Source organism: Aureimonas sp. AU20, from assembly GCF_001442755.1.
In the GTDB taxonomy this organism is placed as follows: Bacteria; Pseudomonadota; Alphaproteobacteria; order Rhizobiales; family Rhizobiaceae; genus Aureimonas.
This window is the reverse complement of the sequence record NZ_CP006367.1, coordinates 2,708,116-2,723,140: the sequence shown is the minus strand read 5'-3', so window position 1 is coordinate 2,723,140 and position 15,025 is coordinate 2,708,116. Positions and strand designations below refer to the sequence as shown.

General features: G+C 65.3%; 17 protein-coding genes. 5 read left to right on the top strand and 12 right to left on the bottom strand.

Going from position 1 to position 15,025, the window contains the following annotated elements; genetic code table 11:
* Positions 1-12 precede the first annotated feature (12 nt).
* From M673_RS12100 to M673_RS12080, 5 genes are all read left to right on the top strand, one after another.
* Positions 13-237 (top strand): DUF7940 domain-containing protein, encoded by a 225-nt coding sequence (locus M673_RS12100; RefSeq protein ID WP_061976293.1) that lies wholly within the window; start codon positions 13-15, stop codon positions 235-237.
* Positions 234-725, top strand: a complete 492-nt coding sequence (locus tag M673_RS12095) for a lysozyme (protein ID WP_061976292.1) — start codon at positions 234-236, stop codon at positions 723-725. The genes M673_RS12100 and M673_RS12095 overlap by 4 nt, the downstream gene beginning before the upstream one ends.
* Entirely contained in the window at positions 725-1,171 is a 447-nt protein-coding gene (locus M673_RS12090) for a hypothetical protein (RefSeq protein WP_061976291.1), read from the top strand. The genes M673_RS12095 and M673_RS12090 overlap by 1 nt, the downstream gene beginning before the upstream one ends.
* Before the next feature lie 138 nt (positions 1,172-1,309).
* Positions 1,310-1,762: a hypothetical protein gene (locus M673_RS12085; protein ID WP_061976290.1), complete on the top strand. Its 453-nt coding sequence runs from the start codon at positions 1,310-1,312 to the stop codon at positions 1,760-1,762.
* Between the two features lie 3 nt (positions 1,763-1,765).
* Positions 1,766-2,104, top strand: a complete 339-nt coding sequence (locus tag M673_RS12080) for a hypothetical protein (RefSeq protein ID WP_061976289.1) — start codon at positions 1,766-1,768, stop codon at positions 2,102-2,104.
* A gap of 53 nt (positions 2,105-2,157) precedes the next feature.
* Here M673_RS12080 and M673_RS12075 read toward each other — a convergent pair whose 3' ends face one another.
* The 12 genes from M673_RS12075 to dinB form a co-directional block, all read right to left on the bottom strand.
* Positions 2,158-2,505 (bottom strand): hypothetical protein, encoded by a 348-nt coding sequence (locus tag M673_RS12075; RefSeq protein WP_148640045.1) that lies wholly within the window; start codon positions 2,503-2,505, stop codon positions 2,158-2,160.
* Positions 2,506-2,593: 88 nt separating this feature from the next.
* Entirely contained in the window at positions 2,594-2,983 is a 390-nt protein-coding gene (locus M673_RS12070) for a hypothetical protein (protein WP_061976287.1), read from the bottom strand.
* A gap of 156 nt (positions 2,984-3,139) precedes the next feature.
* Entirely contained in the window at positions 3,140-4,027 is an 888-nt protein-coding gene (locus M673_RS12065; RefSeq protein ID WP_061976286.1) for a hypothetical protein, read from the bottom strand.
* A gap of 423 nt (positions 4,028-4,450) precedes the next feature.
* Positions 4,451-4,825, bottom strand: coding sequence for a response regulator (locus tag M673_RS12060; protein WP_061976285.1), 375 nt, complete (start codon positions 4,823-4,825; stop codon positions 4,451-4,453).
* On the bottom strand, positions 4,818-8,285 hold the full coding sequence (locus tag M673_RS12055) for a CheR family methyltransferase (protein WP_082639397.1): 3,468 nt from the start codon (positions 8,283-8,285) through the stop codon (positions 4,818-4,820). Before M673_RS12055 ends, M673_RS12060 begins: the two co-directional genes overlap by 8 nt.
* Complete coding sequence (locus tag M673_RS12050; protein ID WP_061976284.1) at positions 8,266-8,826, bottom strand: PAS domain-containing protein; 561 nt, start codon at positions 8,824-8,826, stop codon at positions 8,266-8,268. The genes M673_RS12055 and M673_RS12050 overlap by 20 nt, the downstream gene beginning before the upstream one ends.
* A gap of 326 nt (positions 8,827-9,152) precedes the next feature.
* Entirely contained in the window at positions 9,153-9,560 is a 408-nt protein-coding gene (locus M673_RS12045; RefSeq protein WP_061976283.1) for a curlin, read from the bottom strand.
* Between the two features lie 185 nt (positions 9,561-9,745).
* The gene (gene csgH / locus M673_RS12040; RefSeq protein ID WP_061976282.1) at positions 9,746-10,150 is read right to left on the bottom strand and encodes a curli-like amyloid fiber formation chaperone CsgH; all 405 of its coding nucleotides are present in this window, start codon (positions 10,148-10,150) and stop codon (positions 9,746-9,748) included.
* A gap of 104 nt (positions 10,151-10,254) precedes the next feature.
* Positions 10,255-10,692 carry a curlin gene (locus M673_RS12035; RefSeq protein ID WP_061976281.1) on the bottom strand — a complete coding sequence of 146 codons (438 nt, stop codon included), beginning with the start codon at positions 10,690-10,692 and terminating at the stop codon, positions 10,255-10,257.
* 283 nt (positions 10,693-10,975) lie between these two features.
* The gene (locus M673_RS12030) at positions 10,976-12,061 is read right to left on the bottom strand and encodes a glycosyltransferase family 4 protein (RefSeq protein WP_061976280.1); all 1,086 of its coding nucleotides are present in this window, start codon (positions 12,059-12,061) and stop codon (positions 10,976-10,978) included.
* Between the two features lie 92 nt (positions 12,062-12,153).
* Entirely contained in the window at positions 12,154-13,356 is a 1,203-nt protein-coding gene (locus M673_RS12025) for a polysaccharide biosynthesis/export family protein (protein WP_187301258.1), read from the bottom strand.
* Between the two features lie 383 nt (positions 13,357-13,739).
* Positions 13,740-14,918 (bottom strand): DNA polymerase IV, encoded by a 1,179-nt coding sequence (gene dinB, locus M673_RS12020; RefSeq protein ID WP_082639395.1) that lies wholly within the window; start codon positions 14,916-14,918, stop codon positions 13,740-13,742.
* Positions 14,919-15,025 lie beyond the last annotated feature (107 nt).

The window sequence follows — 15,025 nt, the reverse complement described above, 5'->3', positions numbered from 1 at the left end:
TGTGAGGAAACCATGACCCTCGTCCCCAACTGGCGGCGGGTGCTCTCTTGCGCCTGGTCCGTCCGGTTCATCATCGCCGCTTTCCTGTTCTCCGTGCTGGAGATCGTGCTGCCGGCGCTCGACGGCGCGCTGCCGGTGCCGCCGGGCGTGTTCGCGCTCCTGTCGGGCCTGACCAGCGCCGCCGCGTTCGTCTCGCGCCTCGTCGCGCAGTCCTCCGTCTCCGGTGCCAACCGATGACCGCGCCCCTGAAGGGTACCCGTATCGGCGGCTCGCGTCTGAAGAAGGGCGCCGCCGTGACCGCGCTCGTGATCGGCCTCGTTGGCGCATGGGAGGGCTTCCGCCCCGTTGCCTATCGCGATGTCGTCGGTATCCCGACCGTCTGTTTCGGCGAGACTCGCGGCGTGAAGATGGGCGACCGCTACACGCTCGAGGAATGCCGGGTGATGCTCGGCGAGGGCGTGAAGCAATTCGAAGCCGGGATGCGCTCCTGTCTGAAGGCGCCCGACGCGATCCCGGACAAGCCTTATGCGGCCATGATCTCGGTCACCTACAACATCGGCACGGCTGGGTTCTGCGGCTCCTCCATGGCGCGCCGGCTGAACGCGGGCGACATCCGGGGTGCCTGCGACGCTTTGCTCTCGTGGAACAAGGCAGGCGGTCGCGTTGTGGCGGGGCTGACGAACCGCCGGCAGGACGAGCGCCGCTTGTGCCTGGAAGGCTTGTGATGGCCGTCCTCGCGCTCCTGCGATCGGCCCTCATGATCCTGGTCGGCCTCTGCTTTGGCGCGCTGGGCGCCACGATCTACGCCAGCTTCGTCACCGTTCCAGACGCCCGCCTTGCTGGTCGCCAAGAAGAGCGCGGCATCTGGCAGGAGGCGCAGCGTCAGGCGGAGGCGCAGCGGGAGGCCGAACGCCAAGCCGCCCAAGCGCAGATCGACCAAATCGAACGCGACTATCACCAGCGGGACGCCGAGCGCACGGCCCGCATGTCGGCTCTGGAAGCCGCCCTCGAACAGGAACAAACCGATGTCGACCAAACCCCGCCGCCTGTTGCTGGGAGCGCTCCTGTGTGCCGGCCCGCTGTTCCTCGGCGGCTGCGCGACGCGCTCGACGGTATCGGTCGCTCCACGCCTGCCGACCGTGCCCCAGTCCCTTCTCCTGCCGTGCGCTGAACCTGCAGCCCTTCCCGAGCGCGATCTCGCAACGGCCGAGACCGTGCGTCTGTGGGGCAAAGACCGGGCTGCGTTGGGAGAGTGCCGAGACCGGCAAGGGGCGCTGGCTGGGGCCGCTAGGGCGATGGGAGGTGCATCGTGATCATCCTTCGGGTCTACCGCGGCGTTGCGGACCATTTTCATATCCGGGTTTCGGAATGGATCATGGTCTGGCCCGCCATCGGCTTGTGGTTCGGCCTGCAGCTCGACCCCGCCATGTTCGCCAAGTCGGCCTCGTTTGCCTTCCTGTCGTCCTGGGCGGACGAATCCTCATGGTCGGCCATCATCGGGCTCTGCGCCGTGTTCCGGCTCGCAGCGCTCACCATCAACGGCACCTTCAAGGGCTTCGCCTTCTCGCCTCACATCCGCGCCGCTGCGTCGATCGTGGGCGTGGCGATCTGGTCTCAGGTGTCGCTCGGCTTTCTCATGGCCTTCCTGTTCGCAGGGGGCGCGTTCTCCGGCGTCATCGCCTGGTCGACGTTCGTGATCGCCGAACTCTGGAATGTCGTCCGGTCCTGGTCGGACGTTGGAAAGCATGCGGCAAGGCGGTGAGGCATGGAATGGATCGCATCCCTCGACTTCGAGAAAATCGCCAACGCCATCGTCATTCTGCTGACTGGCTTCCTGTCCGCTTTCGCGTTTCGGCGGGGTAGGGCGCACCCGTCCAGCATGCCTACTGAGGGGGCGCATCTCGAAGTCGCAGGAGCGCTAGTGGACAGCGGCTCTATCAAAGCACTGGCCGCAGCCGTGGAGGGGCACAGCCTCTCGCTGGTCGAGACGAGGGCAACCGGTCGCAATATCATTGAGAGCCTGGATGAACTCGGGCGGCGGATTGAACAGCTAGAAGAGGAGCTTCGGGAACATCGGAACGAGATGGCCCGGCATCGGCGCTGATTGGATGATCATCCAGTGAGAAGTTATCGCCGGAGGCTAAACCGAGATAACTTTCATAAACCGCCCTTCGCCGGCCAATCCCATCGCCGAGGAAACAGGAGAGCCAGCGCCTCCCTCTCGGCCTCAGTTCTGGATGACCGGAAGTTGCCCGGAGGCAGTTCCCTCAACGACGCGGCGTTCGATCGGCGCGTGTCCGGCGCGAAGATGAACTGGATCTCCCGGCATCCACAATGGGCGCACTTGAGAGGAGGCTTGGTCTCGATGTGCTTCCACCGTCTCCCTAGCTGCATCACGAGATCGTAGACATCGAGGTCTAGGGTCCGGCCGCAGTTCAGCCTATCGCCGCAGTAAGCCGACACCGTGCCGCCCGTCTCGATGATGTCGCCGAGGGTGTTGAGCACCCATGTGCCGTTCTTATCGAATCCCATCCCGCCATGAGAACAGGATGAGAACGATTCGGGGAGAGGGTGCGGCGGATGGTCAGACGGGTCACTCCCCGCCCATCCGTCTGCGCATCATGCCATGGAAAGCTTCGCGCTGTTCGTTGGTCATGTCAGCAAAGAAGCCTTTCATAGGCCTCTCTTCTGGGGCCGGCACCTCTCTAAGGCAGCTCATGACTTTTGCTTCGAACTGGCTTTGTGCATGCTCTTTTGCATCAGGGAATTCGGCGAATTTCCCTAGCCGCATCGATTTATCTGTGCCTTGGAAGGAGAGGGCTAGAGCCCATTCTAGAAGCACCCAGCCCGCCGCGCTGTCCTGATCTTCATAGGCCATGAACCACCCAAACGGGGTCTTTGCATGGTAGCTCACAGGACCGAAGCCCGATTGGTCATTCACCCATTCTAGCCGCATCACGCACGGTTCCGTCAGTTCACGCATTCCCGTCCTCCTGTGCGAGCTTGGCGGGGAGGAGGGCTGCTCCAAGGACTAGGCTGGAGGCCGGGAGCCGAGCCATAGGTTGCCGCCCAACAAGGAGAGCCTTCAGTGCTCCACCCTCCACCCTTTCGAGGAGAGCCCGGAGTTCGTTAGAGGTCGTCATGCTGCTTCTCCAAAGCTCACTTCGCAGCCTTCGTCGCAGTCGCCGCCAAGGTCCAACGCGAGGGGCGAGAACAGATCGGTCTGATATTCGCGCGCATCATCTGACGCGGGCTCAAACTGCGTGGTTGCAGCAAGGTGCCGGAGGTCGGCTACAGTGCGGCTCTCGCGGAAGAAACGCTTCACCTGATTTCGAGGATTGGAGCCCGCCATCGGGTACGCCGCCTCCATTCTCTCAGGGAAGTCGAACGCGTCCGGCGTTTCCTGCATGATCGTCAGGTGCTTGCGTAGGGACTTCTTCCAGCACCAGCGGCAGTTTCCCTGGTAGCCCTTGAGGTTCAAGCGGAATGGCTGCGCCGCCCAAAACTCGTTAACATCGGTCTTCCGAATGCCCCAGCCGATGAGAGGGTAGAGAAGGCGCAGTTCGCGGGCATGTGGATCGCAGCGATCAATCTCATCGGCCCGGATACCAATCGCCGTATCGTAGCTTCCAGCCTCCCAGCCAATCGAGCGGGCGTAGCTGGTGATAGGCCGCTGCTTTAGCTCTCTTGTGCAGTGAAGGAAGCCTGGGCCTGGAATACCGTATTTCGCGATTACGGCCTCAAAGACGCCACCCGCTCGGTCGGCTGTAGAAAAGCTGACGACATGATGCTTGGTGCCTTCGCCGGGTTCAGGATCTACGACAGCCTCAAGCCAAACAGTTCCCCATCCAAAGGCCTGCTCGCATCGGAGCGCAAAGATCAAGGTTTCCTCGCTCTCTTGCGCCGTATTTGCCAGAACGGTCTCTATGCGATCGTAGCGGGTCCCCCACCGTTCTTTGATTAGCTTCGTCATAAGAGCCGAGGACTCCCCGGCGGAGAACGAGATGAGAAGGCGCCGCTCGCTCATGCTGCCCTCCCGCCAAGCAGCGGCCGGGAGCCGGCACAGCCAATCTGGGCAATTCGCTCAGATACCCCCGGATTCGCCCGGAACAGAACGGGAAGGCAGAGGGCGAAGCGAGGCACGGAATCCCGGTTTTGCGCGGTTTCGCCATCATACCCGCTCGTTCGGGACGAGGGGGTCGCAGGTTCAAATCCTGCCACTCCGACCATTCCTCCATGGCTTTCAGCGTTTCATCCCGATTAAACGCTACTGAGTTCCTTGAGACATTTCCAAGTTTATTCGAGCTGCCTCTCGACGCCCCGTATTGTTAACGGCTATTGCGTTGGCAGGCCAACACGACCTTAGAGCGAAGTGCCGACATCCTGCCCGCACCACTTCGACTAAACCGGGCGCTTGCTCAGCTCAGGATCTCTAACTCCTTCGCCTTCTTCAGATGCTCGTAGCGCCGTTCTCCTCGTTCAACAGTCGTTCGATAACGGACTGGAGATGGGCGGGGGAAGACGGCTTGGCGCAGACGGCAGCGTCGGGATAGCGGCCGAGCAGCTGGGTTTCGTCGGCGTGGCCGGAGTGGAAGATGATCGGGACGCGGGCTGCGCGTAGGCGGTCCGCCGCCGGATAGACTTCGCCGTCGAGAAGCTGCACGTCGAGAATCGCGCAGGCCGGCAGGTCGGCCTCGATCGCGTCCAGCGCCTCGCGCACCGTGACATAGGGGCCGAGCACGCGGTGGCCGATCTCCTCGACGATGTCCTGCAGGTCCAGTGCGACGAAGAGCTCGTCCTCGACGATCATCACAGATCTAGTCATTGGCAAGAACGGTCTCAGGAAGATGGAGGGACAGGCGGAAGCATGTTCCGTCGAAAGCGCGATCTAGCCGGGCGCCGAGCTGGCGTGAGGAGGTCTCCAGAAGCAGCGTACCGAATCCATTGCCCTGTCCAGGCTCGGCTTCGTAGGCCATACGCTCTTCCCATTCGAGCAGGATGCCCTCCGCCGCGCGCCGCCAGCGGACCGACAGCCTGCCATCCTCGCGCCCCAGCGCGCCGTATTTAACGGAGTTCGTGGCCCATTCGTGGAGCATCAGCGCCAGCGGCGAGACATGGCGCCAGCCGATCGGCACCGACGGCCCGTCGAACGTCGCCTGGACATGGCCATGATAGGGCGAGAGCGTTGCCGCGACGAGGCCTGACAGTTCGCTCACCGCCGCTGAGCCCGCGGGCGAGGCCAGCGAATGCGCCCGGCCGAGCGCCATGATCCGCTCGCGCATGTCTGCGGCGAAGCTCTTCGTGTCGGCATGGCTTCGCGCGCCAGCCGAAATCATGCCGCCGATAATGGCGAAGAGGTTCTTCACCCGGTGGTTCATCTCGCGCAGCATCAACTCGCGCGTTTCGGCAACCGCGAATTCGGGAGAGACGTCGATGGCGACGCCGACGATCCGGCGCTCGCCCCCGGCCTCCATCGGCCGCCCGAAGCTGCGGATCCAGCGATGGGTTCCATCGGCGGCTTCGATGCGGAAGCGCGCCTCGAAATCCTGCTCGCCGTTCACCGCCATGGCCAACTGGTCCCGAACGGTCGGCCAGTCCTCCGGCGCGATCTGCGCCTTCAGGTCATCAAGAGTGCGCGTGCCTTCGCCCGGGAGGCCGAACAGGCCGGCGACGACCGGATCGATTTCCAGAGCGTCGCGCGCGGAGGCGTAATCCCATATACCAATGCCACTCGCCTTGATCGCGAGATCGAGTCGATCTCGCTCGGCGGCAAGCTGGCGCTCTAGCCCCAGCGGTTCGGTGATGTCGGTGAGAACCAGCGAGGCGCCGTCTGTGCTGCCGTTCTGCGTGCGATAGGGCAGGACGCGCAGCGAGAGGGTGCGCGCGCCGTCGCGTGTGGTGACGCGGCGCTGAACGATGGAGCCCCCGGCGGCGGCGCGGCGGGCGTCTTCCAAATAATCCTCTCCGACGAGCTGGCTCGCGACGTCGGCCAACGGCCGGCCCCGATCCACGGGCTGGAGCGGGAAAATCGAGACCGCCGCGCGGGTGTAGCTGCGCACGCGCATCTCGCCATCCAGAACCACGACGGCGAGTTCGGTCGATTCGAAGAAGTTGCGAAGGTCGGAATTGGCGGTGGTGAGCTGGTCCACCTTGGTCTTTAGCTCGTCGTTGACGGTTGAAAGCTCCTCGTTGGTCGACTGGAGCTCCTCGTTCATCGACATCATTTCTTCGTTGGAGCTTTTCAGCTCCTCGTTCGCCGTTTCAAGTTCCTCCACGGCGGAGCGCAAGCGGTGGCGCGTAAGGCGAAGCTCGTCCTCCAGCACCTCGATATGGTCGTCGCCCATCGCCATTTCGGCAAGATCCGCGCCGCCCGCCGGGCGAAAGGGACCGGCATCGCGCAGCACGAGAAGCAGCGTCGCGTCCGGCAGCGGGTCGCAAATGACTTCCACCGGCTGCACGCCATAGTCCGACTGCACCTCCACGTCGCGCGCCACCAGCCGCTTTCGATTGTCCCGCACCTGCCGGACGAGCGGGCCGATCACTTCGCGCAGGCCTGTGCGCGCCAGGGTAATGGCGCTGATGCCGCCCGCGCGGGTGACGGGAAAGTCGAAATAGGGGCTGAGGCGTCCATAGGCGGCGATGATGCCGCCGTCATGATCGAGCACCATGCTGGGCGGGGCGTAGCGATCCACCACGCGCCGCACCGCAATCGTCTCGTCGGAGACGGAAAGGCCGGTCGCCCGATCCTCCCTGTCGTCGCGCCGGAGCTCGTGGCGCCGCGAACCGCTCGGCAGGTCGATCGGATATTTCGGCGAGCCTGGCGAGCGCTGAAACAGCCGGGTCCCATGGTCGAGCACGGGGAAGAGCTGATCGAAGCGCCCGACGCTTTCGGACGGTCCGAGGAAAAGCGTGCCGCCCGGGCGAAGGGCATAATGAAACAGCGGCAGTACGGACTGCTGCAGTCGATCGTCGAAATAGATCAGGAGGTTGCGGCAGGAGACGAGGTCGATCCGCGAGAAGGGCGGGTCCTTCACGACGCTATGATTGGAGAAGCGAATGAGATCGCGGATCTCGGGAACGATGGTGAAGCGCTCCGCATGGGGCATGGTGTAGCGCTCGCGCAGCGAAGCCGGAATGTCGGCCAGCGCGGAAGCGGGGTAGGAGCCCTCGCGCGCGATCTGCAGCATCTGCTCATCGATATCGGTGGCGAAGATTTGCACGGCGGGCGGCACGCCGAGAACGCGGGCGGCCTCCGCGAAAAGCATGGCGACGCTGTAGGCTTCCTCGCCGCTCGAGCAGCCGGACACCCAGACCCGAATATCCTCCTCGGATTCGTGGGCGCGCACCAGCGGCTCGATCACGCGCACGCGCAGCGTCTCGAACGCTTCCACGTCCCTAAAAAAGCGCGTGACATTGATTAGGAGGTCGCGAAACAGCGCGTCGCATTCCACCCCGTCGCTGCGAATGCGGGCAAGATAGGCCCGGCCCGTGTCGATCCCGAGCACATGCATGCGTCGCTCGACGCGCCGCACCAGAGTCGTGCGCTTGTAGCCGGAGAAGTCGTGGCCGATCGTCGTGCGAATGACGCGGCAGAGATCGTCGAGATGATCGGCGACGAGTTCGGCCTCCTCTTCGGCCGGGTCGGCGCCGCGACGGCGGAAGAAGGCGGAAAGGCAGTCGAGGATCTCGCCTGGCCGCTTCACGAAATCGACGAGGCCGGTGCCCACCGCCGAGACGGGCATTCCGTCGTAGCGCGCGGTCGTGGGCTCCTGCACCACGCAGACGCCGCCATGCTCCTTGACCGCGCGCAGGCCGGTCGTGCCGTCCGCGCCGGTTCCCGACAGGATCACGCAGGCGGCGTTCGCCTGCTGGTCGCCGGCGAGCGAGACGAAGAAATCGTCGATCGGCCGGCGTAGGCCGCGCGGCTGGGCGAAGTCCGTCAATTCAAGAACGCCGCCCTGGACCGCCAGTCCGCGACCGGGCGGAATGATGTAGACCTTGTCCGCCTCCAGCCGCTCGCCGCCCTCGCATTGCAGAACGGCGAGGTCGGTGTGCCGATCGAGGAGTTGCGCCAGCATGCTCTCGTGATTGGGGTCGAGATGCTGCACGACGACGAAGGTCATGCCGGTCGGCGCCCGGGCTGCCGACAGCATTTCGCGCAGGGCTTCCAGCCCGCCGGCCGAGGCGCCGATGCCGACCACCGGCAGGACCGGCCGGGCCTCTGCGTCCGCCGCCGTTCCGTCGGGCGAGGCGTCGCGATCCGGCTTAGCTCTCGTCGGCGACATTGAGGTCCGCGAGCGTGAGTTTGGCTTGCGCGATCGTGGCGGCCGAATTGGCGACCACCATCAGCGAGCCTTCGAGCGCCAGTCCGCTTTCGGCAAGGGCCGGGCTGAGACGTGCCAATGTGCCGCCGAGTTCGGAATCATAGGCGGCGAGCCGGTCGGGCTGCGATCGACTGACGTCGTATTGCGAGGCGAAGAGAAACCGGACCTCGCCGCTTTGGCCGCGCAGCTTCGACATGTAGAGAAGATTGACGAAGGGCTTGCCGTCCTTGCGAAAATTCAGGATCGAGGTGCGGACATTGGCCTGCCGGTCCTGCTGGAGGAACGCGTGGATCTGCCGCTTGGCCTCGCCGTTTTCCGCGTCGCGCTGGAGAAAGCGGCAGTTCCGGCCGACCACGTCCTCGGCGCTGTAGCCTGTCAGCCTGCAGAACGCGTCGTTGACGAGAACCAGCGGGTTGTCGCCCTGCGAGGAGGCCAGCGCCAACGCGATCGTGGCGCGGGCGAAATAGTCGCTGATCTCGACCGGGATGTTCTGATCGTCCACGCACCCACTTTCATTCGACGGTTCTTGCCGATCCGACCGAGGGAAACATCGCCGAACAGCCAGTCGCCGGCGGGTAGACCTCTCTCTCAAACCTGGCATTCCGCCCGGCGAGCCGCCAGCCGAAGATCGGCGTTTCCTCCCACGAAACGCCGCCTGCCTCAAGAGCGGGAAGGCCGCCGGAAAGCCATCACGCCGATTTTTGATGAACGTGGAGCGAAGGGCAAAAAGGGGAGCCGGGCGAGAAACTTAGGCGCTCGTGCCGGTCCTTCACCCTCATGGCTGCGGGGCCATGTCGCAGGCCGGGCAGGCCCAGATTCCGCCCGCCCTTACCAGCCATAGGTCACCCGCGCGCCGCTCCGGCCGTTGCCGTTCTGAACCACGGCATCCTCGGCGTTGCGCCCGAACTGGAACAGAGCATAGGAATTGTCGTCGCCATTCTGCTGCAAGGTGGCGGAGTGGCCGTTGCCGCGCTGGCGGATGAGTCCGAGATTGCCATGACCCCGCTGGGCCAGCCCGGCGACGTTGCCGAGGCCGTTCTGGTCGATCGAGCCGTTCCGCAACTCGCGGCCGATCGCATAAAGCCGCATGCCCATCGACAGCGCATCGGCCTGCCCGCGATCGGCGGGCGCCAGATCCCAGGACACTTGACCGCCCGCCTGTGCGGGGCTTGCCAGGGGAGCGAGGCCGGCAAGGGCGAGGGCGAGCGAAAGGGCCTTCAAGAGGTTGCGGATCATGGTCTGTCTCCAGTCTTCGGCTCGTCTTGACCGATGAAGGGAGAATCGCACGTTCGGGCTGAACCGCACCGGAAAGCGCCGTTCAACCAGCGTTCAGGCTTCGGCCGAACCGACGCGCGCATGCGAAAAAGGCGCCGGAGACCGGCGCCTTTTTGAACGGAATAGGAAATAGAGTTCGGGGCGATTCAGGTTCGGTCGCCAACGCGCTCGTTGCAGGAGACGGTGCGCCCGTTCACGGTGACGTCCAGCGACACGTCGTAGAGCGCGCCCTTGCCCGTGAGAGTGACGGAGCCGAGCGTCGCGGCGCGTCCTGCGCCGGCGGTGAAGGGGCCGCCTTGGCTGAGCTGCGTGCCGCCGCCGCGACCTGCTCCCTCGACCTCCAGCGTGTAGCGTCCGGTGACGCTCTTGTCGGTTTCCACGAGCGCCGTCAGCGAGAGAAGGCCGCCCTGCGGCACGGCGCGAATTTCGCAGCGAACCGGTCCACCGGAGGGGGCCACTGTGCCGGACATGCCAGCGAAGGCAGCTGCGGGGAGAAGAGCGAGGCCGAGCGCCAGCGCGGCCCGGCGCGATAGAACAGGAAGGCGAAGCATGGGCGTTTCCTTGGGCGTTGAGGCGGCGTGATCGCTGCCGGGGCGAGGCGGGGATGCGGCGCCCGGCTCGAACCGGGCGCGAGGATCGATGGAGAGAGACGCGATCAGTCGCAGGTCTGGACGAAGGCCGCGACATTGCCGGCGCCGCCTTGGGCGACATTGGCCGCGCAACCCCGGCCGACCTGTACGCCGGCGGCGATGTTGCCGTTGCCGTCCTGCGTCAGGATCGTCGTGTGGTTGGAGCCGAACTGGCCGACGCCCGCGACGTTCCGGTTGCCCCGCTGATAGGTCGCGGCCGAGTTCCCGTAGCCTTCCTGGCCGGCGGCGGAGAGATTGTCCTGGCCGTATTGCTGACCGGTCATGCCGTTGCCGCTGCCGTTCTGATAGACGCGGACGCGGTTGCGGCTGCCGTGCTGCGCGCCGCCGGCCGAGTTCGACCAGCCATATTGCTCGATGCGCACGTCGTTGGCGCTGGCGGGAAGGATGCTGGCGCCGCCCAGAATGGCGACGAGGGCGACGGTGGCGAGGGTCTTGGCGTTCATGAGAGCGTCTCCGAAGAGGGGCGGAACCCGATGTTCACGGCCCATTTCTGCGCCTCTCCGCCGGAACCCACCCTGAAGGCCCCGTTCAGTTCGCGTTCACTCGTCACGCATCTCTACGAACGCTGGCGACGCGGCACGATCGAACGCCACGAAGGGGCCTGATGCCCTTTTCGCTCGAAGATATCTAAAACATTGAGTTAACTGGCGTTTTGTGTCGAACGCCGCGCGCAAAGCCAAGGCCAGATAGCCCGGCGAATTCGCTATCGCGGTCCGCAGAAAATTTTCAGGCGGCCTGCTGCTCGGCCAAAGCGTCGAGCAACTTCCGCGCGCTGGCCTCCCAGGTGAACTGCCGGGCGCGCGCGTGGCCCTTTTCAGCGAGCTCTGCCCGCTTGGCCTCGTCCGAATCGAGAAGCCGCAACGCCGCCGTCCATTCCGAAACGCGGTGCGGATCGGCATAGAGCGCGGCGTCGCCGCAGGTCTCGCGCACGGCGTCTGCCGTGGAGGCGATCACCGGGCAGCCGCAGCTCATGGCTTCCAGCGGCGGCAGGCCGAAGCCCTCGAAGAAAGACGGGAAGAGAAGCGCTCGGGCGTGGGAATAAAGCGCCTTCAGCTCGGCGTCGCTCACCCGCCCGATGAATTCCGAATTGGCGGTCTGCGGCAGGGAGGACTGCGCGAAGACCCGCGCATTGCCGCCGCCGGCGACGATCAGCCGATCGACGCCCGCTTCGGCCGCCGCTTCCAGCGCCGTGCGGATGTTTTTGTGCGCGCTGAGGCTGCCGAGCATCAGGAAATAGGGCTTGGCCGTCAGCTGCCAGCGATCCACCGCCGTCGGATCGGCTTCCACGCGGCCCATATGATCGCAGCCGTTCGGCATCACGCCGATCTTCCCGGCCGGGGCGACGCCGTAGGTCTCCAGCATCTCGCGCGAGAAATGCGACACGGTGCGCACCACGGCGGAGCGACGGCCCGCCAGCGGCAGAAGCACGCGATAGGCGAGGCGGAAGCTGCGCGAATAGGATTCGGGCGTCTGATAGACCTGCGCGTCGTGGATGAGCACCATGTTGCGCCGGCGGCTGACCGGCGCGGTGTTGCAGAGATTGATCAGCCAGCGCCGCCCCGCCGCGCGGGTCAGCTCCGTCTGTTCCCAGGCATGGCCCCCGAGCCGCCCCACCGCGCGGGTCGGAATGTGCTTCAGCGACAGGCTGCGCTCGACCTTGGCCGGCACCAGGAGCTCGGCGCGGAAAGGCGGATGTCCGCCTGCGACTTCGTCGAGAAGCCGATCCAGCGCCAGAACGATCTCCTCGGCCACGCGATCGACGCCCGTCGCATGGCGGGTCAGGAAACGTCCGTTGAGAGCAATGTCGAGCATCGGAACCTCGATCGGGCAGGGAGCACGGGAATGGCCCGCCGATCCGGAAGGGATGGACGGGCCGCGTGTCTAACAGTTAGCTCGAGCGCGCGTCAGGGATTGCCGACCTGCGCATCCGCGCGAACCGAAGGCCGCGCGCGGTTCATGTCGAGGCGGATCTCCACCGTGTCGCGGCTGGCCAGCGGCGCGTCGAGATCGATCTTCACCGGCTGTCCGCCGCCCCAGGGCGTGCGGAACACTTCGAGGCTGACGGCCAGATCGCCATCGCGCTCGATCGCATTGGCCGGGGCGATCAGCGTCGCCTCGCGAAGCAGGTCTTCGGCGACGTGAATGTCGCGCTTGGCCTTTTCCAGTTCGGCGCGGGCGGTCTGGAGCTCGTTCGACGTCTCAATGCGGAAGGTCGTGTCCACGTCCAGAATACCGCGCTCGCTTTCGTTGACGGCGAGATTGGCCGTCAGAGCACCGAGATCGAGGTCGAGACGCCGGCTTTCGAGATCGGCCAGCGTGCGGTCCAGCGTGGTGGAGCGACCCGCAACCGCAAGGCCCCGATCCACCAGCTTGTTCACGTCCTTCAACTCGGCGCGCGTCACGTCGATCTGCCGGTCGAGGCTGGTTCTCATGTCCGCCAGGGTGCGGATCTGATCCCGCGCGAGATCGCGCCGGTCCTCGAAGCTTTTGATGCGCGACTGGCGAACCTGGGTGCGGGTCTGCCGAATGGACTCTTCTTCCGCCAGGAGCTCGGCGGGGATGCCCTTCTTGGCGTCCGCGCTGATCGGCGGCGCGTCCTCGGGGCGCACCTCTTCCTCGAGACGGTAGACCTTGGCGCGCAGGCGGTCGGCGCGATCGCGCGCATCATCGAGCGTTCCCGCTGTGGTGATGGCGTCGCGCTCAAGGCGCATTTCCACGCCGCCACCGCGGAACAGGCCGCCGGACAGCGCGATCGCCTGGCGCACCGTCATGCCGGGCACGAAGGGCACCGAGCCGGGCGTCGCCACCGCGCCCAGAATGTAGACCGGCGCACGCTGCGCGATCTCGACCTGCACGTCGGGCGGCTGCGGCAGGCTCATGCGCTCCTGAAGGCGAGCCGAGATGCGCTCCGCCAGCGTGTTGCGGTCGAGATCGCCCAGCGCGATCTGGCCGAGGAAGGGGACGGAAATGCTGAGGTCGGGGCCGACCGAATAATTCCCGCTGAGGGCCGACCATTCGCGATATTCGCCGCGCGCGGGCAGCCACTCCGTGACCTTGATCGACACGGTGTCCAAGGCGTTGAAGTCCGCCGCCCGAGCCGCGCCCATACTTGCAACGCCAAGGCCGAATGCGAGCGAAAAGCGGACAATTTTAAGAAGACCGGAGCGAGCCATCCTCATCTTTCGTCGAACGAGTGAGTTAATCGTCAAATCGGGCACAAGCGGAAAGGGTCGAACGCCCCTTCCATTTCGTCCATTCCGCGTGGCGATACCACATTGCCATGCCTCTTGCAGGGAATAGTCGCGGGCCATCCCCGATTTATTGGCATCGATGCGAGATTTCGATTCCTATCCTGAACAACGGAATCGAACGCTCCGGCAGAACGAGGGCCGGCGTGCCGCTAAGACTGCATCCGCAGCCCCGAACTGTTCCGTTCAATTCAAATGCGGGAGATTTGCGGTGAAACCGCGACCGGTTCCCAAACGGGCTTTCAGAAGGGCAGGGCGAACTGGACGTCGTTCGCCGTCCGGCTCTCGGCAGCGTCCACCAAGGCGGAAAGCGTCACGCCGAGAAGGCGAATGCCGCGCGGGTTGGGCGGTCGCTCATGTAGGAGGCGGATGGCGATCTGCTCCAACTCGGCACGGTTCGCGACCGGCAGAACGACGGATTGGCTTCGCGTGATCTGGTGGAAATCGGCGTCCTTGATCTTCAGCGTCACCGTGCGCCCCCGCAGGCCGCTGCCCTCGCAATAGCGCCAGACCTTGTCGAGGATCGGCTCCAGCGCCTCGCGCATGGCCTCGGTCTCGAACAGATCGGCCGAGAACGTATTCTCCGCGCCGACGGACTTGCGGATGCGGTCGGCGCGCACCGGCCGTTCGTCGATGCCGCGCGAGATGCCGAAATAATAGGGGCCGATCTTGCCGAAATGCTCGCGCAAGAAGGCCAGGGTGCAGGCGCGCAGGTCAGCCCCGGTGCGGATGCCGAGCCGCTCCATCTTGGCGGCCGTCGCGGGGCCGACACCATGAAAACGCCCCACGGTTAGCGTTTCGACGAAGCCTGCGCCCATGGAAGGCGTGATGACGAAGAGCCCATCGGGCTTGCGATGGTCTGAGGCGAGCTTGGCGAGAAACTTGTTGTAGGACACGCCGGCCGAGGCCGTCAGGCCCGTGCGCTGGCGGATGCGGGCGCGAATGTCCTCGGCGATCACCGTGGCCGAGGCGATCCCCTGCAGATTCTCGGTGACGTCGAGATAGGCCTCGTCCAGCGACAGCGGCTCGATGATGGGCGTGTGCTCCGCAAACACGGCGCGGATCTCGCTCGAGATCGCCTTGTAGACCTCGAAGCGCGGCTTCACGAACACGAGATCGGGACATTTGCGCCGCGCCGTGACGGAGGGCATGGCCGAGCGCACGCCGAAGGCGCGTGCTTCGTAGCTGGCGGCGGCCACGACGCCGCGCTCCCGCGAGCCCCCGACGGCCACAGGACGACCGCGCAGGGACGGGTCGTCCCGCTGCTCCACCGAGGCATAGAAGGCATCCATGTCGATATGGATGATTTTTCGCGCAGGCGAGGTGCACGGTTCAGGCGCGGGCGGCGTCGCGGTCGAGCGCCCCCGGATGCCGTCAGGCTGGCGCCTGTCCCCCGCTGCCACTTCGTTCGGTTGCGCCATGGCTGCACCTTGGATTCGTTCCCCAAACCGCCGGCCCAGCCGCCTCGGCGCATTCGGTGATTCCCTTCGCTCAGGGCAAACCTAGCGGATTTGGCGACAGGAACAAA

Bases quoted from the DNA above. Each gene is read 5' to 3' on its own strand.
- dinB (WP_082639395.1), bottom strand. From the start codon at position 14,918: ATGGCGCAACCGAACGAAGTGGCAGCGGGGGACAGGCGCCAGCCTGAC.
- M673_RS12030 (WP_061976280.1), bottom strand. From the start codon at position 12,061: ATGCTCGACATTGCTCTCAACGGACGTTTCCTGACCCGCCATGCGACG.
- M673_RS12070 (WP_061976287.1), bottom strand. From the start codon at position 2,983: ATGCGTGAACTGACGGAACCGTGCGTGATGCGGCTAGAATGGGTGAAT.
- M673_RS12065 (WP_061976286.1), bottom strand. From the start codon at position 4,027: ATGAGCGAGCGGCGCCTTCTCATCTCGTTCTCCGCCGGGGAGTCCTCG.
- M673_RS12060 (WP_061976285.1), bottom strand. From the start codon at position 4,825: ATGACTAGATCTGTGATGATCGTCGAGGACGAGCTCTTCGTCGCACTG.
- M673_RS12055 (WP_082639397.1), bottom strand. From the start codon at position 8,285: ATGTCGCCGACGAGAGCTAAGCCGGATCGCGACGCCTCGCCCGACGGA.
- M673_RS12035 (WP_061976281.1), bottom strand. From the start codon at position 10,692: ATGAACGCCAAGACCCTCGCCACCGTCGCCCTCGTCGCCATTCTGGGC.
- M673_RS12025 (WP_187301258.1), bottom strand. From the start codon at position 13,356: ATGGGCGCGGCTCGGGCGGCGGACTTCAACGCCTTGGACACCGTGTCG.
- csgH (WP_061976282.1), bottom strand. From the start codon at position 10,150: ATGCTTCGCCTTCCTGTTCTATCGCGCCGGGCCGCGCTGGCGCTCGGC.
- M673_RS12100 (WP_061976293.1), top strand. From the start codon at position 13: ATGACCCTCGTCCCCAACTGGCGGCGGGTGCTCTCTTGCGCCTGGTCC.
- M673_RS12080 (WP_061976289.1), top strand. From the start codon at position 1,766: ATGGAATGGATCGCATCCCTCGACTTCGAGAAAATCGCCAACGCCATC.
- M673_RS12045 (WP_061976283.1), bottom strand. From the start codon at position 9,560: ATGATCCGCAACCTCTTGAAGGCCCTTTCGCTCGCCCTCGCCCTTGCC.
- M673_RS12090 (WP_061976291.1), top strand. From the start codon at position 725: ATGGCCGTCCTCGCGCTCCTGCGATCGGCCCTCATGATCCTGGTCGGC.
- M673_RS12095 (WP_061976292.1), top strand. From the start codon at position 234: ATGACCGCGCCCCTGAAGGGTACCCGTATCGGCGGCTCGCGTCTGAAG.